Raw genomic sequence first — 14,811 nt, forward strand, 5'->3', positions numbered from 1 at the left:
CGCGTCCGCGCCGCCGGGCCGGGCCGCGTCGCGCCCCCCGGTGGGGGCGCCGCGGGGCATGGCGTCGCACACGGCGTCGAGCACCTGCCGCACGACGGCCTCCGCCTCCTGCTCGCTCAGGTCGTCGTGGTGGCGGGCCCGTGCCAGCATCGCCACCCGGTCGGTGTCGGCGTCGTCGAGCGGTGCGGCGCGCCACGAGGCCGGGCCGGTCCCGCCCTCCGGGTCACCGGCCCCGACCGCGGGCTCGAACCGGCCCGCGGCCACCAGCCGCAGCCCCAGCAGGGCCGCCCCGGAGAGCAGGGCCACGCTCGGGTGGAGGTCGTCGCGCGTGTGGGCCCGGGTGAGCACCGGCAGCGCCGCCCGCATCGGCAGCGCGACCGTGCGTCGCTCGTCGACGAACTCCACCACGCTCTCGCGGGGCGGGTCGGCCGGCCGGAAGGAGGCCGTGCCGGTGACGGGGACGAAGCTCAACGCAGCACCTTCGCAGCCGGGTCGGGGAGGGGACACCGACCGTAGCCGCCCCCGCCGACCAGCCCCGCCGCCCGGCCTCCCCCGGCGCCGGTGGCCGCGCGCCGCGGCCCGCACCCCGGGCCGGGCCCGCCCGCCGGAGGGGCACCCCGGCGCGCCGTAGGGTCGGGCCATGAGCATCCTCGACGCCCCGATCGCCCGCCTCGACGGCACGCCGAGCACCCTGCGCGAGATCACCGGCGGTCGCCCGGCGCTGCTGGTCAACGTGGCCAGCCGCTGAGGCCTGACCCCGCAGTACGCCGGCCTCGAGCGGCTCCACGAGGAGGTCGCCCCCCAGGGCTTCACCGTGGTCGGCCTGCCGTGCAACCAGTTCGCCGGCCAGGAGCCCGGCTCGGCCGAGGAGATCGAGGAGTTCTGCTCCGCGACCTACGGCGTGACCTTCCCGATGACCGAGGAGAACTGTACGTTCCCACGATCTAGCCGGGTGTCAGCGGTCCTTCAGCAGAAGAACCCGCCGCCTTCGAGGTAGCGATGGGAGGGCGGGGCTTCATGGGGAGTACCTACGTCTTGTCGCCCACGTCGGTCGCTGAGCGCTGGCCCTGTTCACCGCTCTCGATAACCGCCGGGTCCACGTCTCCAGCCTCGATTGCCCGTCTCCACGTTGCGTCCTGCTGCTCGACCCATTCGGCCGCGCTGCCAAGAAGACTGCGAACTTCTCGGGCGGAATAGCCCTCGGCCTCGATCTCAATATTCCCCGGGCCACGAACAACGAAGCGCTTGCCGTCGTGCCTGGCGAAGATCGCAGACAGGACGCTCGCGAGCCCATCGAGCCCCCCGGCTTGCGCGAACGCGACGAGGAAGATCGCCAGGTCGGAAGTCGCGGAGAACTCTGCAGCGGGATCCGGATTGAAACCCGCTTCTCGCAAGGCCTCGGCCACCTCCTCGGCGTGCTCCGTAGTGACACGAAGTTTGAAGTCGCCATCGAGGGCGAATCCCGGTCCGACCAGGATCACGAGCGGTTCTGTCATGGGCCCATCTTGCATCCTGGGTCGAGAGGACCGTCCGCTATGGGTGCGTCTCCGGGCCTCAGACGCTCACTTTGTCTCAAGCGGCGTTAAGTTGAGGGCATGCAATACGTGATTCGAGTTGATGGCCCTGGCGACGTGAAGGCCTTCGTGCAATCAATGCGGGACCAAGGGCTCGCAGTTGGAGACCTACTACACGAACGCGAGTGGCTGGAAAGCGTCAAGGCCAGCCGCGAACCGCATGACGCGGAGTACCTATCAGTTGATGCGCCAAGCAAGGAAGCGATTGACGCTGCCGTTGAGGCGACGAGCCGCTACGCGGACTGGCCGCAGGGAGCGCCCGTCTTCACGGTGCTCGGCGAACGTGAGCGGCCTACGTACCCGGCCCATGGCGCCGATCAAGACTGAGAACACCCCTGTCGGTCGGCGAGCCGGGTCACCTAACTAAATTGGAAGCCGAACAGTCCACCGTCGTCGCGATCGTCTGTGAGTCGCGTGCTGAGCGCGTATGGCTCGCTATCGAAGCCGCCCTCTGCCTCAATGCGCGCCAAGTAGTCGGAGTTCATCGTTACGAAGTACTGATACCCGTATTCGTCCGCCAATCGGGCGCCGATGTTGAGACAAGACGACCCTTGGCGAGCGTCGATCGGGTCGAAGAGGTGACTGTCGTGCACAAGTAGGCCGGGAGCGCGTACAAGCGAAACGGCCGTCGTGATCAGGACCGTGTCGAGTAGGAAGGTTTCGACAGCGCGGATTCCGTCGCTGGCGTCACCACTTATGCGGGGCTCGACCGTGAACGCGCCCTTCTTGTTTACGGAATAACGGAGGGAGGCCGTTCGCTCCCGGTAAATCTCCGCGCCGAGTGCGCCGAAGAGCGCGAGCGGACCATCGAGTAGGTAAGGCTCGCGCTCGGCGAGTTCTGTCCTGAGGGTTCGTGTGGCGTCGGCCGTAGCGGTCTTGATGCTGTCGTCGATGCCATTGATTTCGGCTGCCGACTCCAGTTGCCGCTCGATTTCGGCGGCGCGTGCGTCCAGGGCCGCGACGTCCTGCTGAGCTGCGGTGAATGTGGCGAAAGCGACCGTCTCGCGGAGGATCGACATAGTCGCGGCCCGCTCTCGGTCTAGTCGCTGCCGCTCCGTACTGATCTCTTCCAGACGCATCTGTACGGCATGGTCCTCGCCTTCCAAGTACAACTGGCGGTTCCGGACGACGGACTGGTGGAAGGCCGCAACCTCCTCGTAGCGCCGCACGACCTGCTCGGGGAAGAGAGTGCTCACCTCGCCGAACAACTGCCTCACACGGTCGACGTCGTTTGCGTTGCGACGAACGCCCTCAGCCTCGATCGCCTCGCGGAGTTCGCGTGCCCTGCGCTGTAGTGAGAGTGCCTCGTCGTTAAGGGATTGGATCCGTCGCGTCACGTCGTCTGCGCGCTGTTGGTGCTCTTCGTACTGCTCGTCGACGCGGAAACCCGCGAGGCGCTCGACTTCGACGTTCCTCCGCCGACGGATGTTTGCGAGTTCCTGGCGCAGTTCCGGTTCGTCAACCGTCAGACTCTTCAGCGCGCCTTCCTTGATTGCTTCTCGCAGCCCCTTTCGCTGCCGTTCCATTCTGAGGACGTCCCCGCCACCTTGTAAGGCATCAGGGTCGAGACCCAGCAGATAACCGATCCGAACGCCGGTGAGCCACTCAGAGTCGGTGTCTAGGACCTTCGTGGGGCCGATGAAGCGATCTCGAATCAGCCGAGCCCACAGACTCCCGGGAGTCAGGCTGGGGCTTGCCTCCGCCGACAGGTTGAAGACGTGCTCGCCGAGGAGGTCGCGCCATTCGCTCACGTGAATGGTTCGCCGGTTGGTCCCCAACACGGACCAGCCGCTGATCTCGACCTGGGTGCGAGGTTTGATGGGACGCGTTACCCGCACTCGTTCGCTGCCACCCGGCGCGGGCAGTTCGAGTTCAAGACTGAAGTCCCAGTTCTCCAACTCGGGGACCTTGAACTGCTTCGCAAGGTTGCCTCCGAGCATGTAGCGCAGAAGGAGCGCAAGGCTCGTTTTCCCGGTGCCATTCCTGCTGTCGCCGGTCGTCGATCCCTGCTGTCGGTCTGCGACCAGAAGATTCAGGCCTGGCCGGAAGTCGATGGTCTTGAACCGTGAATCATTCGCCGACAGTCGGTGGAGAAACACGTGACCTCCCAATCCGTCCGTCGTTGCCGATCTCAATCAAACCCATGGAGAAGAGAAGGCTGAGGGCGAGTGAGAACCAGTCAAAGGTCAGTCGCTCGCGGCTGCCCGCTTGCTTACGCGAGTTCGAGAATTCCTCCCAAAGAGCCGCCACAGACGTGGGCGCCTTCAGCAGTCCGTGCACCTCTGCGCCCACCGTCAGAAGAGCGCGGGACGCGGAGATGCCCTTGGTCGGAAGAATCATCGGCGGACCGGAAAGGCACGTTCGACAGACTCGGTAGTCCAGCCCTGCGGAGGCTCTTCGAAGATGTGGCACTCGTCGAAGAAGAACGCCACAACGCCGTAGACCGCGTTGGCCCTAACGCTGTTCCAGCGGAAGTCCGGCCCGCCGATTGCCGCGTAGACCCGCTGGAGAATTTCGTCGGGATCCTGAGTGACTCGTGCCTGCTCCTCATAGATGCGCCGGAAGGCTTCGGCTTGTTGGTCACGTAGGTCTGGCTCGGCTGCGTCGGCGAACCAGTCTTCGATGCGCGGTACTAGGCGCCTGCCAGCGTCTAACTCGGTGCGCGCAGGAGCGGAGAGCGAGTTGTACTCCATCTTGTCCAACGGAACGGGCCGGATCGTGACGCCTGCTTCAATCGCAGGCGTCGTCGTACCGATCGCGTCCAGTAGAGGTATTAGGTCATCCAGTTCAACGTTGGCGGTCCCAGGGCATCCGGGAAAGATGCGGTCGAGGGCCTTCAGCTCCAGTGTCGAAACGATCTCGTTCCAGAACCGACTCTCGTTCATGGTCGAGAGGTCGAGGGGACGGGCTGTTCCTTCGCAGTGCTGGCGGCGAAGTTCGGTGAGAGCCTCCAGGGCCGGGGTGCCGAACGGGGCGTTGGTGAGAAACACCCAGCGTTCCATGTGCCGCCACGAGTCCCGGGCGCGCTCGAAGTCGCTCGTCAACTTGCTCGCGAGGTGACGCGCCCCTCGGTCGCGCGTGCCGTAGCACGCATAAAGCAGCCTTCCAAAGTCGGCAAGGCCATCGCATCCTCCATCGCCAATCTGACCCGCAGGATCCGGATTCACGAAGTCTGGATGAAAGACCTCCAGGACCTCCGTTGCGTAGTCCTCAAATTTCGTGGCCGTCTCGCGGAAGCGGCGTTGATGGTGAGAATGAAACCAGTCAATCCACGCCGGGTCCCGCAGCATCGAAATCATTACCCCCTCGCTCGCCCTTCGCGGGCCAGCCAATCATGTCGTCGAGTCGCCGGAGGACGAAACGCACACACGCGTGTCGGTCGAAGTCAGTGGTAGAGACCGCTCCAACCCCGATGCGCGGCGGTGAACCTCTATGCCCGTACAAAGTCGGAGACGCTATGCCGCTTCGGAGGCCCAAGCCCCCCGGGGGGAGGGGGTCCCCCAGGGGGCGGAGTCCTCGACGCGACACTGTCGGTGCCAGCGCTCACACTGTGTGTCATGCCTGAAATGCGCGGTGAAGAGTTGTGGGTGGGCGCTTGCGTGGAAGCCGCGCTGCTCGGAGTCCAGGTGGTGCAGCACGACGACGGCTCGCGACCGAGCATGTACGACCTTGACCTCCTCCGAGAGGGCGTGCCATTCGCGGCGATGGAGGTCACGGCGGCCGCCGATGGCGAGTCCATCGAGCTCTGGAACCTCGTCAACGGCTCGGACGATCGTTGGATTGAGTCGGACCTGATGGGGGGCTGGATGGTCACCGTGACGCCGAGAGCCCGAGCGAAGCGGCTCAAGAAGGAACTACCGACCTTGCTGCGGACGCTTGAAAGCATCGCGGAGGGGCCGGAGCGCCAGGCCGCCGTGGATCGTCTGTTCAGCATGGAGGTCGCCTCGGCGAACCGAAGCGCGACCGACTTCCCGGGAAGCATCTACGTCACTCTCCAGCGAGACCCCGAGCGGACTGGCGGGGCCGTGCCGGTGACGGGCGACGGACTCGTGGCCTGGCTCAACGCTTGGATCAGCGAGCCGGCCCAGGAGCACAACGTGGAGAAGTTGCGCGCCGCGCCGCATCCCGAACGGCATTTGTTCGTGCTTATTCCCGGCTTCACGACGGCTCCGTTCAGCGCGTCAGACGTCCTCATGCGCGCAGACGGACCCCTTCCGCAGGCTGTCCCGGCTCTGCCCCAGGGTGTCACTGATGTCTGGCTCATGAGCACGTGGTCGACGGGCGACCTGTTCCATTACAGCGCCGATGGCTGGAGCCGCTCGCCCAAGGTGTTCGAAGTGGCAAGCGCGTAGGCAAGGAAGGCCCAGGTGGGACGCGCCTGGGCCGCCCCCAAGGAGTCAGTGGCGGCGGCGAAGGCCCTCCAAACGGGCCTCCAGGGCCGCGATGCGTCGGCGCTTTGCCTCGAAGGTCCCGGCGTAGTCGCCGTTCCTCCATGCGTGGAGTTCGGCCTCGACCGTCCGGAGTTCGCGGACATGCGCCTCGCCCTGGCGGGCGGCGAGGAACTCCTCCTCTGCGAAGAGGTCGACCGCGACAGCATCGACTGGGAACTCGGCAAGGGAGGCGAGCAGGGACCGGCCCTCCGCGGCCCTGCGGTACTCCGCGAAGAGGCGGGCATGAGCTGCATAGAAGGCGCTCTCGAAGCGGCGGGTGTGCTCATCCTGGGAGGTGTCCTCGGCCTGGGCGGGCGAAGTGGTCCAGGGCGTTCAGGGCGGACAGGACGGCCACGCGCTTTGCGGCGATGGCGTCGGCCTGACGCTGGGCCTCGATGGCCTCGGCGTGGAGGGCGCGGAAGGACGGGAGGAGCGCCTCGCGGATGGCGGCGCGGTGCTTCAGGAGCCCCGCCTCGTAGGCGTCTCCGGCGGCCTTCGCGCGGTTGAGGGACGCGGCCAGGGCGTCGGTCGCGACCTTCACCTTTGCCTGTGCCTCCACCTCGGAGATGGCGGGCGGGACCCTTTTGCCCATCTGCACCGCGGCGCGGATGGCGGCGTCCCTCTCTGCGGGTGCGGCGAGGGCGCTGTCCAGCTCGTCGTGATGAGCCTCAACGTCGGCCTGGGCCTCCATGTAGGCGGCGTGCAGGTTCCGGACGGGTGATAGGTCGGGGCCGGTCAGAACGGTAGGGGGCACCTTGGCGGCGTCGGTGTGGAGTTCCACGTAGCCCGGGGTGCTGGGGCGGTGGGCGTGCTTCTTCGCCATGGTGGCGGGTCCTTTCGGTGGTGGGTGTGAGGAGGAGTGCCCGGCAGTAGCGGACGCGAGAGACATTGGCCGGGACAGCGGGGGCGGTTCAGGTCCGCGCTCCCAGGGCCTTTCGCGGTCCGCGCGCTGGGGCGGCGGCGGGGCGGCGGGAGGATCGGGTCGCGGGTGCCGGAGAGGCGCTCGCGCGTCTCGCGGCAGGCGCCGCGGTGCGCGACCTGGGCGGCGGCCACGGCCTGAAGGTGCGCGGCATGGCGGGCCGAGGTTGTGGCGGTGAAGACGTGCCGGACCGAGACGCCGTCGTAGGTGATGAGCGCGGAGGTCGCGGTCACTCCTCGCCCCCAAGGAGGGCCTCCGCCTCCGCGGTGATGGCGGCCAGGGTGTCGGCGTCCCCAGCGTGGACGGCCTGGGACTGGCGCTGGAGGAGGTTCAGGACGGCGGCTTGGCGGGCTTCCTTGCATGCGTAGTGCAGGCGGACGCGGCAGGAGGTCCCGCAGGTCTTTCGAAGCGGGGACGCATCGGCGAGGAGCGGTGCTCCACAGGCGAGGCAGGTGGCGGCCACGAGGGCCTCCCTTCTTGGAGGCGCGTGGGCGGAGGGCCTCACGCGGAGGAGACGAGACGGAGCGGCGGCGTTCCGTCCTGGCGGTCGTCATCGTTGGGGAGCGAGACGGCCAGGTAGAAGTCCCGGCCGCGAATGCGGCGGCGGCAGGCGGCGGCGTCGCCCTCGCCGAGAATCTCCACGGCTAGGGCGTGGAAGGCGCGGTTGTGGAGCGGGCGGGAGCCGGTCGGCAGGGACGCGACGTAGGCGGCGTACAGGTCGGAGGTCAGCACGCGCCCGCCGGGGACGCGAGGAAGCGCGGTGAGCCACGCCCGAGGGTCGACGTCGACGGGGGCGTCCTCGGCGGCGTAAGCAAAGGCGTCCAGGCCGGAGGCGTTGCGGACCGCGGACTCCACGCCTCGCCGGGAGACCGCACGGCGGAGTCGTTCGCGCTGGTTGCGCGTGACGGTCGCGGCAGGAGCCAGGCGCGTGTAGGGGCGCGGCTCCAGTTGCTTGAGGCGGTAGTGGGCAGAGGGACCGGCGTCTCCGGCATCCAGGGCCGCCTGGAGGGCTATGCGCTCCGCGCGCTTGTGGGCCTCGCGCTCCTCCCAGGCCCCCAGGTGCTCGTACTCCGCGCGGGCGTGGGCCTCACGGTCGGCCTCCCACGACTCGACCGCCTGGAGGGCGTCGACGTACGCGGGAGGAGCGAAGACGCACCGGAAGACGAGGGGGACGTCCTCGGCGGCCAGGGCGGCCTCCAGGACGTGCGCGGCGGCGGCCACGACGGCCTCCGGATAGACGACATGCCAGCGGTCGCCGGAGCGACGTCGCCAGGTGCGGGCTGGAGCGTCCCAGCGGAAGCGGGCGGGGAAGTCGGAGGAGGCGAGGCACAGGGCGGCGGCCTGGTCGAAGGCGCGCGGCGCGGGGACAGAGGCGGGCATGGCGGAGGGCCTTTCGGGGTGGAGGGGTCGCGTCTGGGCAGCACGCATCCCCTTGGGCGGGAGAGGCAGGAGAAGCGGGCACAGGGGCGGGAACGACGGACGCCCCCGCCCGACCGCACACAGGAACGGCCAAATGGGGGCCGCTTCTCCCATCCCATTGAAAGGAGCACCACGAGAGGCGCTCCTCCTGGCGGTGCCCGCCGCCAGGAAGTCAGGGCCATGACAGGACGGCTCCGGCGCTCACACCCCCGAGGAGAGGAGGGGTGCACGGTCAGGAGCCGCCCTGTCCCGGCAGCATCAACCTTGGCCGGGGTGTTCGTAACACGTAGAGACCGTGCTGTGCTTCCGACGCGCGTCGGCACGTAAGACCCGACAGACGACCTAATGGGGAGCGTGGGGAGGCCGGGGGGAGGCTCCAGGAGCAAGGATCCCCACCCCTTGGCTCCGCTCCCGCGTGGAGCAACTCAACGGACAAGTCGCTGACCAGGGGAGACACAGAGAAGGAACAACGACTCGAACCCGTTCAGGTAGTAGGACCTGGAGAGGGAGAAAGTGGGGAGCCTTCCATGCACTCTCCGCCTTCAGAGTGGGAGCGATAGGGAAGTGACGTCACTTCGTCACTTCGTCACCCCAGGGCGGAACGGGCCCCGCATCGCGGCGAAGGAACATGAGGCGTCGTTGCGAGGGTCACGAGGCCCACACCACAGTCATCCTGTCCGCTGCGTTGAAGCGCGCTCCGCGTTTCGGTGCGGCCGTGACCTCGACGCGGGCGATGGCGAGTCGGAGCAGCTCGCGCGACTCGTACGTGGTGGACGCGGCCAGGGCCGGGAGGGATAGCGTCGGGTCCAGGAGAGCGCCGATGTTCGCTACCGGCTCCGGGAGGTCTGCCAGGCGGGCGCGCAGCGCCGTCAGCCGGTCACGAAGCCCAGCGGTCACCCGGCCGTGACGGTCGGCGTCCAGGGTCCCGTGGACGTAGTGGTCATCATCGGCGCGGGCCATGCGGGCCTCGGCCTCGGCGATGGCCGCCTGGAGGTCCTCGCGCTCTTGGATCGGACCGGGGTCGTTCTTCGCCAGCCAGCGCGCTGCGACGGCCTGGAGGAGCGGCGAGTCCAGGTCCTCGTGGAGGCTTGCCAACTTCTGTGCCCAGGCGCGGGCAACGGCGGTCTCCACGACGTCCACTGACACGTTCAGCGGCGCGGGACAGTCGCTTCCGTTGGCGTGCCACTTCCGGCAGCGGTAGGAGTTGCCAAAGGTGTTGGCCCTCTGGCCGCAACCAGCGCAGAAGAGCAGGCCGCCGAGAAGGCTGGAGGGTTGGCGAACGACCTTGCTCACGCGGCCGTACTGGCGGAGGCGTTGATCCATGACGGCCAGGAGTCGGGCCTGTTCCGCCTCGGAGGCGATGGGGTCGCAACCCTCCGCCATGAGAGAGACGGTCTCGCCGGTCTCCGGGTCCCGCCAGGCTTCGACTTTGGAGACCCAGGAGCCATCCTCGGCGCGAGTCTTCTGCGGCATGAGGCCAGCCAAGCCAGGCGACCGAAGTGCAGCGGAGAGCGTGTTCACGCGCCAATGGCCCCCGCGACGGGTGGGCACGTTCCGGGCGTTGAAGTCGCGGCAGATAGTCAGTTGGGAGTCGCCTGCCAGGACCCGGGCGACGGCCTCACGCATGACGGAGAACTCTGGCTCCTGCGGTCGAAAGCGCCGGTCCTCGTCCACCACGTAGCCGTACGGTGGCGGGCCGCCGAGGTAGCGGCCCTTCGCGCGCTCTTTGGCCTTCCGGTCACGGACGCGGAGAGACGTGTTCGCAGACTCCGCACGGGCAATCTCGGAGAGCGTGACGATGGGCAGGCGCGCGCCCGTTCCGGTGCTTGTGTCGAGTCCGTCGCGTAGGAAGACCAGGCGGCCTCCGGCGCGCTCGACGTCGTCCAGGACTTGGCCCACTTGTCCCGCTCCCTTCCGGGAGAGGCGGTCCAACTTCCAGACGGCGAGGGCGCGGACCTCGCCCGCGCGAAGGGCGGCTAGGGCAGCGTCGAAGCCCTCCCGCTTCACGTTGCGGTAGCCAGAGCGGCCAGCGTCTCGCCAAACGCGGCGGACGGTGAGGCCCTCCCGGTCGGCCCAGACGCGTAGGTCAGCCTCCTGGCGCTCCAGAGAGTCGGCCCCGTCCGCATCGATGGAGAGGCGGAGGTAGAGGTCGACCAGGCCGGCCGGGTCCATGCTGGCAGGGGTGGCGGTGGCGGTGGTGGCGTTGGTGTTCATCGGCGGGAACCTCGGCCGGACACACGGCGCTCGTTCATGCGGCGCTCCTCAGGTTGTGGGTTGGAACAACCTCCTGAGAAGGTCGAGGTCAACGGGGAGGGGCGCCACCCGGTCTACGCCGAGCTGGTCCGCACCCCCGACGAGCAGGGCGAGGCCGGCGACGTGTCGTGGAACTTCGAGAAGTTCCTCCTCGCCGCCGACGGCACCGTCGTCGCGCGTTTCGGACCCCGGGTGGAGCCCCACGACCCCCGCCTCGTCGACGCCGTGGCCGCCCTCGTCGGCTGACCCGCCGGCGGCACCCGCCGACACCCGCCGACACCTGCCGGCCCCCGACCCGACCCGACCCCGCGGACCCGTCCCCCGCCCTCCGGCGGGAGGCGGGTCCGCTGTCGTGCGCAGGCCCCCGGCCGCGGCTCGACCTCACCCCCCCGGGTGGGCCCCGGGTAAAACCCGTGTGACGGGGCCGACGTAACGCAGGGGCGATCCAGCGTGCCTGCGCCGACAAGACCTCTCTCAGTGACGGCGCGCACGATCCGCCGACTTGAACGATCCAGACCCGCCTCGTCATGGTGGTCGTTGCCTCGCGGCTCAAGCAGCCGCACCGGTCGACGGGCCTCACGCAGCGCCCACCGGCAGTCAGGACCCACGACCCCGTCGTGCGCCGTCCGACCCATCTCATCAGTTCTGCGCATCAGCGCGTCCACCGAGAGGCTTCTCCATGTCCTTGCTCGAACGACACTTCAACGACCCCCACACCGACCACACCGGTGCGCCCGCCGGCCAGACCGGCCGCGTCGTCTCCGCCGACGAGGTCCTCGACCTCACCGTGCGCAGCCGGGTCTCGCTGCCCGGTCCGCGCCCGCGCGAGATCGTCGCGGTGCTCGATCCCGTGCGCGCCGACCCCGAGGACGCGACCTCCTCGGTGCGCACCGAGGAGGAGGTGCTGGCGGCCGCCGCCGAGCGGCTGACCCGCCACCTCCAGCCCGGCGAGCTCGTCGCGCCCACCGACGACGGCCAGCTGCGCCTGCGGCTGCGCCACGAGGACAAGGCCGCGCGCCCCGAGCGCCTGCAGGCCATGGCCTACCACGCCGTCGAGGCGCTGGAGTCGGTCGACCACCGCGAGGGCGACCGGCCCGCGGTGCTCGACCTCGGCGTCGGCTGGGCCCCCGTGAGCCGCAAGCAGGACGCCCATCAGGCCGAGGAGTACGCCGCCTCCGCCGCCGCCGAGTCGGTCCTGCAGCGCGACCTGCAGCCGCGACAGCTGGGTCGTCACCTGCGCGTGCGCCGCCCCCACATCGACTGGTGGTCGGCCGGCAACCAGGTCGCCATGGCCACCGTCGGCGCGGTCTTCCTGCCCTTCCTCGCGCTGGTCGGCCTCTACTCCTTCGGCCTCGACGTCTCCAGCGCCCTCTACTGGGTCCTCGTCGGCTCGCTGGGCGTGACCGCCCTGACGCTGTGGGCCGAGAGCTCGTACGCCCTCGACCCGCCGCGGCTGCCGGCCCGCCCGAGCGCCCCGGCGCCGCGGGCGAGCGCCGTCATCGCGGCGTACCTGCCCAACGAGGCCGACACCATCGTGGAGACCCTCGAGACCTTCCTGGCCCAGGAGTACTCCGGCGGCCTGCAGGTCGTGCTGGCCTACAACACCCCCTTCGCCCTGCCGGTCGAGGACGACCTGCGCGCGATGGCCGAGGCCCACCCCGACCTGACCCTGCTCAAGGTCGAGGACTCGACCTCCAAGGCGCAGAACGTCAACGCCGCGCTGCGCGTGGCCGAGGGCGAGCTGATCGGCATCTTCGACGCCGACCACCACCCCATGCCCGGCGCCTTCGAGCGCGCGTGGCACTGGATCGGCGCCGACGAGGACCCCGCCGACGTCGTGCAGGGCCACTGCGTCATCCGCAACGGCTCGGAGTCGGCCCTGGCCAAGCTGGTCGCGGTGGAGTTCGAGCAGATCTACGCCGTCTCCCACCCCGGCCGCGCCCGCCTCCACGGCTTCGGCATCTTCGGCGGCTCCAACGGCTACTGGCGCGCCTCCGCCCTCGAGCGGATCCGCCTGCGCGGCTCCTTCCTCACCGAGGACATCGAGGCCTCGATGCGGGTGCTGGAGGCCGGCGGTCGCATCGTCAACGACCCGGGCCTGATCTCGCGCGAGCTGGCCCCCGAGACCCCCCGCGCGCTGTGGAAGCAGCGGATGCGCTGGGCCCAGGGCTGGTTCCAGGTCTCGCTGCGCCACCTCGGCCCGATCCTGCGCTCGCGCAGCCTCAGCCTGCGCCAGAAGGTCGGCGCGTCCTACCTGCTGGCCTGGCGCGAGCTCTACCCGTGGATCTCCATCACCGCCTGGCCGCTCTTCGGGTTCCTGGCCTGGCGCGACGGCGGGCTCGACATGACCTCGCCGCTCTTCCTGCTGATCACCCTCTTCGTGAGCGTCTCGGGCCCGCTGCAGACGCTGGCGGCCTACCGCCTCGCCGCTCCGGAGATCCGGGCCCACAAGGCCTGGTTCTGGGGCGCGATGGTGGCCAACCTGCTGCTCTACACCGAGGCCAAGAACCTCGTGAACCGCGTGGCCCAGCTCAAGCAGCTGCGCGGCGAGCACCAGTGGGTCGTCACCCCGCGCCGCTCGCGCGGCGACGACACCGCCTCCGCCGAGCACCCCCCGTCCGACCGCACGACCGACCGCACGTCCGCCGAGACCGAGGAGGTGGCCGCATGAGCTCGACCCTGACCTCACGTCCCACCGCACACCCCGACACCACGCAGGACACCAGCCAGGACACCAGCCAGGACACCAGCCAGGGCGCCGGCCAGGACGCCACTCCTGCGACCGGCGCGACCGGCCGCACGCCGTCGCAGGACCCGGTCGCGGCCACCGCGTCGCCGTCCTCGCCGGTCTACCCGCTCGGCTGGCTGCGCGCGCTCGCGGCGCTGTCGGTCGTGACCTTCCACGCCTACCAGAACAACCGCTCGGGGCCCGACTCCGCCTGGCCCTTCAGCGGGATCGGGCACCAGCTCATGGGCGGCACCGACCTCTTCGTCGACATGTTCTTCGTGCTCTCGGGGCTGGTGCTGTGGCTGCCGATCGCCCGCGCCGCCGAGCGCGGCGTGGCCAGCCGGTCGGGGCGCACCCTGCTCTACCGGCGCATGGCCCGGCTGCTGCCGCTCTACGTCGTGCTCGTGCTGCTGGTGTGGTCGCTGACCAACCCGACCTTCCCCGGTCACTGGGTCGACCTGGTCACCCACCTGACCTTCACCCACATCTACAGCGACCAGTACATCTTCTGGACCAACGGCCCGGCCTGGTCGCTCGCGGTGGAGTTCCACTTCTACGTGCTCGTCGCGCTGAGCGTGCCGCTGGTCAACGCCGGTGTCCGCCGTGCCACCACCCGCCGCGGCCGGCTGGCGGTCGCCTCGGCGCTGCCCGCCGCCCTGGTGGTCGTGAGCCCGGTCTACCTGGCCTGGGCGATGCTCGCGGGCGTCCCCCACACCGACTGGTCGACGTGGTTCTCCCCGCTCTCGCGGGCCACCGACTTCGGCCTCGGCATGGGCCTGGCCCTGCTCGCCGTCGCCGGCGTCCGCCTCGGCGGCGCCGCCCGCGGGGCACTGCTCGCCCTCGGGCTGGGTGCGCTGCTCGCCCTGGTGATCACCCGCCCGCTCTCGGTGGCCGGCGAGTGGTGGCACCCGCTCTACGCCCTCGCCATCTGCGTGGCTCTGTCGTCGATCGTGCTGCACGACGGGCCCTACCCGTCCTGGCTGTCGTGGCGCCCGCTCGCCTGGCTCGGCGGCCTGGGCTACGGCATCTACCTCATCCACGAGCCGGTCATGCGCTTCCTGGGGTCCCTCGGCCTCTTCCCCGACCCCGCTCCCGGCTGGCGCTTCCTCGTCACCGCGGTGCTGGTGGCCGTGCCCTCGGTGGCGCTGGCCTGGGTCAGCTCGCGCACCGTGGAGGCCGCCGGGCAGCGGATGCTCGGCCTCATGGAGCGCGACGGCTCGCCGCGCGACTTCTACGCCCACCTCGAGGAGCCGGCGACCGCCGGGTCCCGGCGCGCCTGACGGGATCGACCCCGGCCACCCGGCCCCGGCCCGACGGCCGGGGCCGGGTGGCTTCTGCGCGGGAGGCTTCTGCGCGGGTGGCTACCGGGCGGGCGGCGCGGGCGGCGGGGTCGAGGGCCGGATGCCTGCGGGCCGCGCTGGCTCTCCGGCTTCCTGCTGATGTTCATGGCCTTCCTGCTGCGCGAGAACCCTCCCGCGAGACGCGGAG

13 protein-coding genes and 1 pseudogene are annotated in these 14,811 nt (G+C 69.7%); 6 read left to right on the forward strand and 8 right to left on the reverse strand.

The genetic code is table 11. The annotated features are described in order from the left end of the window. Window positions 1–471: pseudogene (locus LPA27_RS18195) on the reverse strand (hypothetical protein); the annotation flags it as partial. Window positions 472–751: 280 nt separating this feature from the next. Here LPA27_RS18195 and LPA27_RS19360 point away from each other — a divergent pair. Further along, window positions 752–997 (forward strand): hypothetical protein, encoded by a 246-nt coding sequence (locus tag LPA27_RS19360; RefSeq protein ID WP_324251278.1) that lies wholly within the window; start codon window positions 752–754, stop codon window positions 995–997. A 31-nt stretch (window positions 998–1,028) separates the two neighbouring features. On the opposite strand, the gene LPA27_RS18205 is transcribed toward LPA27_RS19360, so the two are convergent. Beyond that, entirely contained in the window at window positions 1,029–1,496 is a 468-nt protein-coding gene (locus tag LPA27_RS18205; RefSeq protein WP_228943338.1) for a hypothetical protein, read from the reverse strand. A gap of 99 nt (window positions 1,497–1,595) precedes the next feature. Between LPA27_RS18205 and LPA27_RS18210 the strand changes: the two genes are divergently transcribed. Then, on the forward strand, window positions 1,596–1,901 hold the full coding sequence (locus LPA27_RS18210) for a hypothetical protein (protein WP_228943339.1): 306 nt from the start codon (window positions 1,596–1,598) through the stop codon (window positions 1,899–1,901). A gap of 32 nt (window positions 1,902–1,933) precedes the next feature. On the opposite strand, the gene LPA27_RS18215 is transcribed toward LPA27_RS18210, so the two are convergent. From LPA27_RS18215 to LPA27_RS18225, 3 genes are read right to left on the reverse strand one after another with little or no spacing between them, the layout of a single operon-like run. Continuing rightward, window positions 1,934–3,673 (reverse strand): ABC-three component system protein, encoded by a 1,740-nt coding sequence (locus LPA27_RS18215; protein WP_228943340.1) that lies wholly within the window; start codon window positions 3,671–3,673, stop codon window positions 1,934–1,936. Further along, the gene (locus LPA27_RS18220) at window positions 3,645–3,914 is read right to left on the reverse strand and encodes an ABC-three component system middle component 6 (RefSeq protein WP_228943341.1); all 270 of its coding nucleotides are present in this window, start codon (window positions 3,912–3,914) and stop codon (window positions 3,645–3,647) included. Before LPA27_RS18220 ends, LPA27_RS18215 begins: the two co-directional genes overlap by 29 nt. Continuing rightward, window positions 3,911–4,873, reverse strand: a complete 963-nt coding sequence (locus LPA27_RS18225) for an ABC-three component system protein (RefSeq protein WP_228943342.1) — start codon at window positions 4,871–4,873, stop codon at window positions 3,911–3,913. Before LPA27_RS18225 ends, LPA27_RS18220 begins: the two co-directional genes overlap by 4 nt. Window positions 4,874–5,131: 258 nt before the next feature. Between LPA27_RS18225 and LPA27_RS18230 the strand changes: the two genes are divergently transcribed. After that, window positions 5,132–5,926, forward strand: a complete 795-nt coding sequence (locus tag LPA27_RS18230) for a hypothetical protein (protein ID WP_228943343.1) — start codon at window positions 5,132–5,134, stop codon at window positions 5,924–5,926. Window positions 5,927–6,287: 361 nt separating this feature from the next. Here the strand turns inward: LPA27_RS18230 and LPA27_RS18235 are convergent, their stop codons facing one another. The 3 genes from LPA27_RS18235 to LPA27_RS18245 form a co-directional block, all read right to left on the reverse strand. Continuing rightward, window positions 6,288–6,827 carry a hypothetical protein gene (locus LPA27_RS18235; protein WP_228943344.1) on the reverse strand — a complete coding sequence of 180 codons (540 nt, stop codon included), beginning with the start codon at window positions 6,825–6,827 and terminating at the stop codon, window positions 6,288–6,290. Window positions 6,828–7,424: 597 nt separating this feature from the next. Further along, the gene (locus tag LPA27_RS18240; RefSeq protein ID WP_228943345.1) at window positions 7,425–8,303 is read right to left on the reverse strand and encodes a hypothetical protein; all 879 of its coding nucleotides are present in this window, start codon (window positions 8,301–8,303) and stop codon (window positions 7,425–7,427) included. A 687-nt stretch (window positions 8,304–8,990) separates the two neighbouring features. Continuing rightward, window positions 8,991–10,556, reverse strand: a complete 1,566-nt coding sequence (locus LPA27_RS18245) for a recombinase family protein (protein WP_228943346.1) — start codon at window positions 10,554–10,556, stop codon at window positions 8,991–8,993. A gap of 60 nt (window positions 10,557–10,616) precedes the next feature. Here LPA27_RS18245 and LPA27_RS18250 point away from each other — a divergent pair, with 60 nt between their 5' ends. The 3 genes from LPA27_RS18250 (at window position 10,617) to LPA27_RS18260 (ending at window position 14,603) form a co-directional block, all read left to right on the forward strand. Continuing rightward, complete coding sequence (locus LPA27_RS18250; protein ID WP_228943347.1) at window positions 10,617–10,841, forward strand: hypothetical protein; 225 nt, start codon at window positions 10,617–10,619, stop codon at window positions 10,839–10,841. Window positions 10,842–11,274: 433 nt separating this feature from the next. Beyond that, window positions 11,275–13,266 carry a glycosyltransferase gene (locus LPA27_RS18255; protein ID WP_228943348.1) on the forward strand — a complete coding sequence of 664 codons (1,992 nt, stop codon included), beginning with the start codon at window positions 11,275–11,277 and terminating at the stop codon, window positions 13,264–13,266. Continuing rightward, window positions 13,263–14,603 carry an acyltransferase family protein gene (locus LPA27_RS18260; protein ID WP_228943349.1) on the forward strand — a complete coding sequence of 447 codons (1,341 nt, stop codon included), beginning with the start codon at window positions 13,263–13,265 and terminating at the stop codon, window positions 14,601–14,603. The genes LPA27_RS18255 and LPA27_RS18260 overlap by 4 nt, the downstream gene beginning before the upstream one ends. Window positions 14,604–14,811: the final 208 nt, after the last annotated feature.

This window comes from Nocardioides sp. Leaf374 (genome assembly GCF_916862475.1).
GTDB lineage: Bacteria > Actinomycetota > Actinomycetes > Propionibacteriales > Nocardioidaceae > Nocardioides > Nocardioides kribbensis.

Bases quoted from the DNA above. Each gene is read 5' to 3' on its own strand.
- LPA27_RS18225 (WP_228943342.1), bottom strand. From the start codon at position 4,873: ATGATTTCGATGCTGCGGGACCCGGCGTGGATTGACTGGTTTCATTCT.
- LPA27_RS18230 (WP_228943343.1), top strand. From the start codon at position 5,132: ATGCCTGAAATGCGCGGTGAAGAGTTGTGGGTGGGCGCTTGCGTGGAA.
- LPA27_RS18235 (WP_228943344.1), bottom strand. From the start codon at position 6,827: ATGGCGAAGAAGCACGCCCACCGCCCCAGCACCCCGGGCTACGTGGAA.
- LPA27_RS18205 (WP_228943338.1), bottom strand. From the start codon at position 1,496: ATGACAGAACCGCTCGTGATCCTGGTCGGACCGGGATTCGCCCTCGAT.
- LPA27_RS18245 (WP_228943346.1), bottom strand. From the start codon at position 10,556: ATGAACACCAACGCCACCACCGCCACCGCCACCCCTGCCAGCATGGAC.
- LPA27_RS18260 (WP_228943349.1), top strand. From the start codon at position 13,263: ATGAGCTCGACCCTGACCTCACGTCCCACCGCACACCCCGACACCACG.
- LPA27_RS18210 (WP_228943339.1), top strand. From the start codon at position 1,596: ATGCAATACGTGATTCGAGTTGATGGCCCTGGCGACGTGAAGGCCTTC.
- LPA27_RS18255 (WP_228943348.1), top strand. From the start codon at position 11,275: ATGTCCTTGCTCGAACGACACTTCAACGACCCCCACACCGACCACACC.
- LPA27_RS18220 (WP_228943341.1), bottom strand. From the start codon at position 3,914: ATGATTCTTCCGACCAAGGGCATCTCCGCGTCCCGCGCTCTTCTGACG.
- LPA27_RS18240 (WP_228943345.1), bottom strand. From the start codon at position 8,303: ATGCCCGCCTCTGTCCCCGCGCCGCGCGCCTTCGACCAGGCCGCCGCC.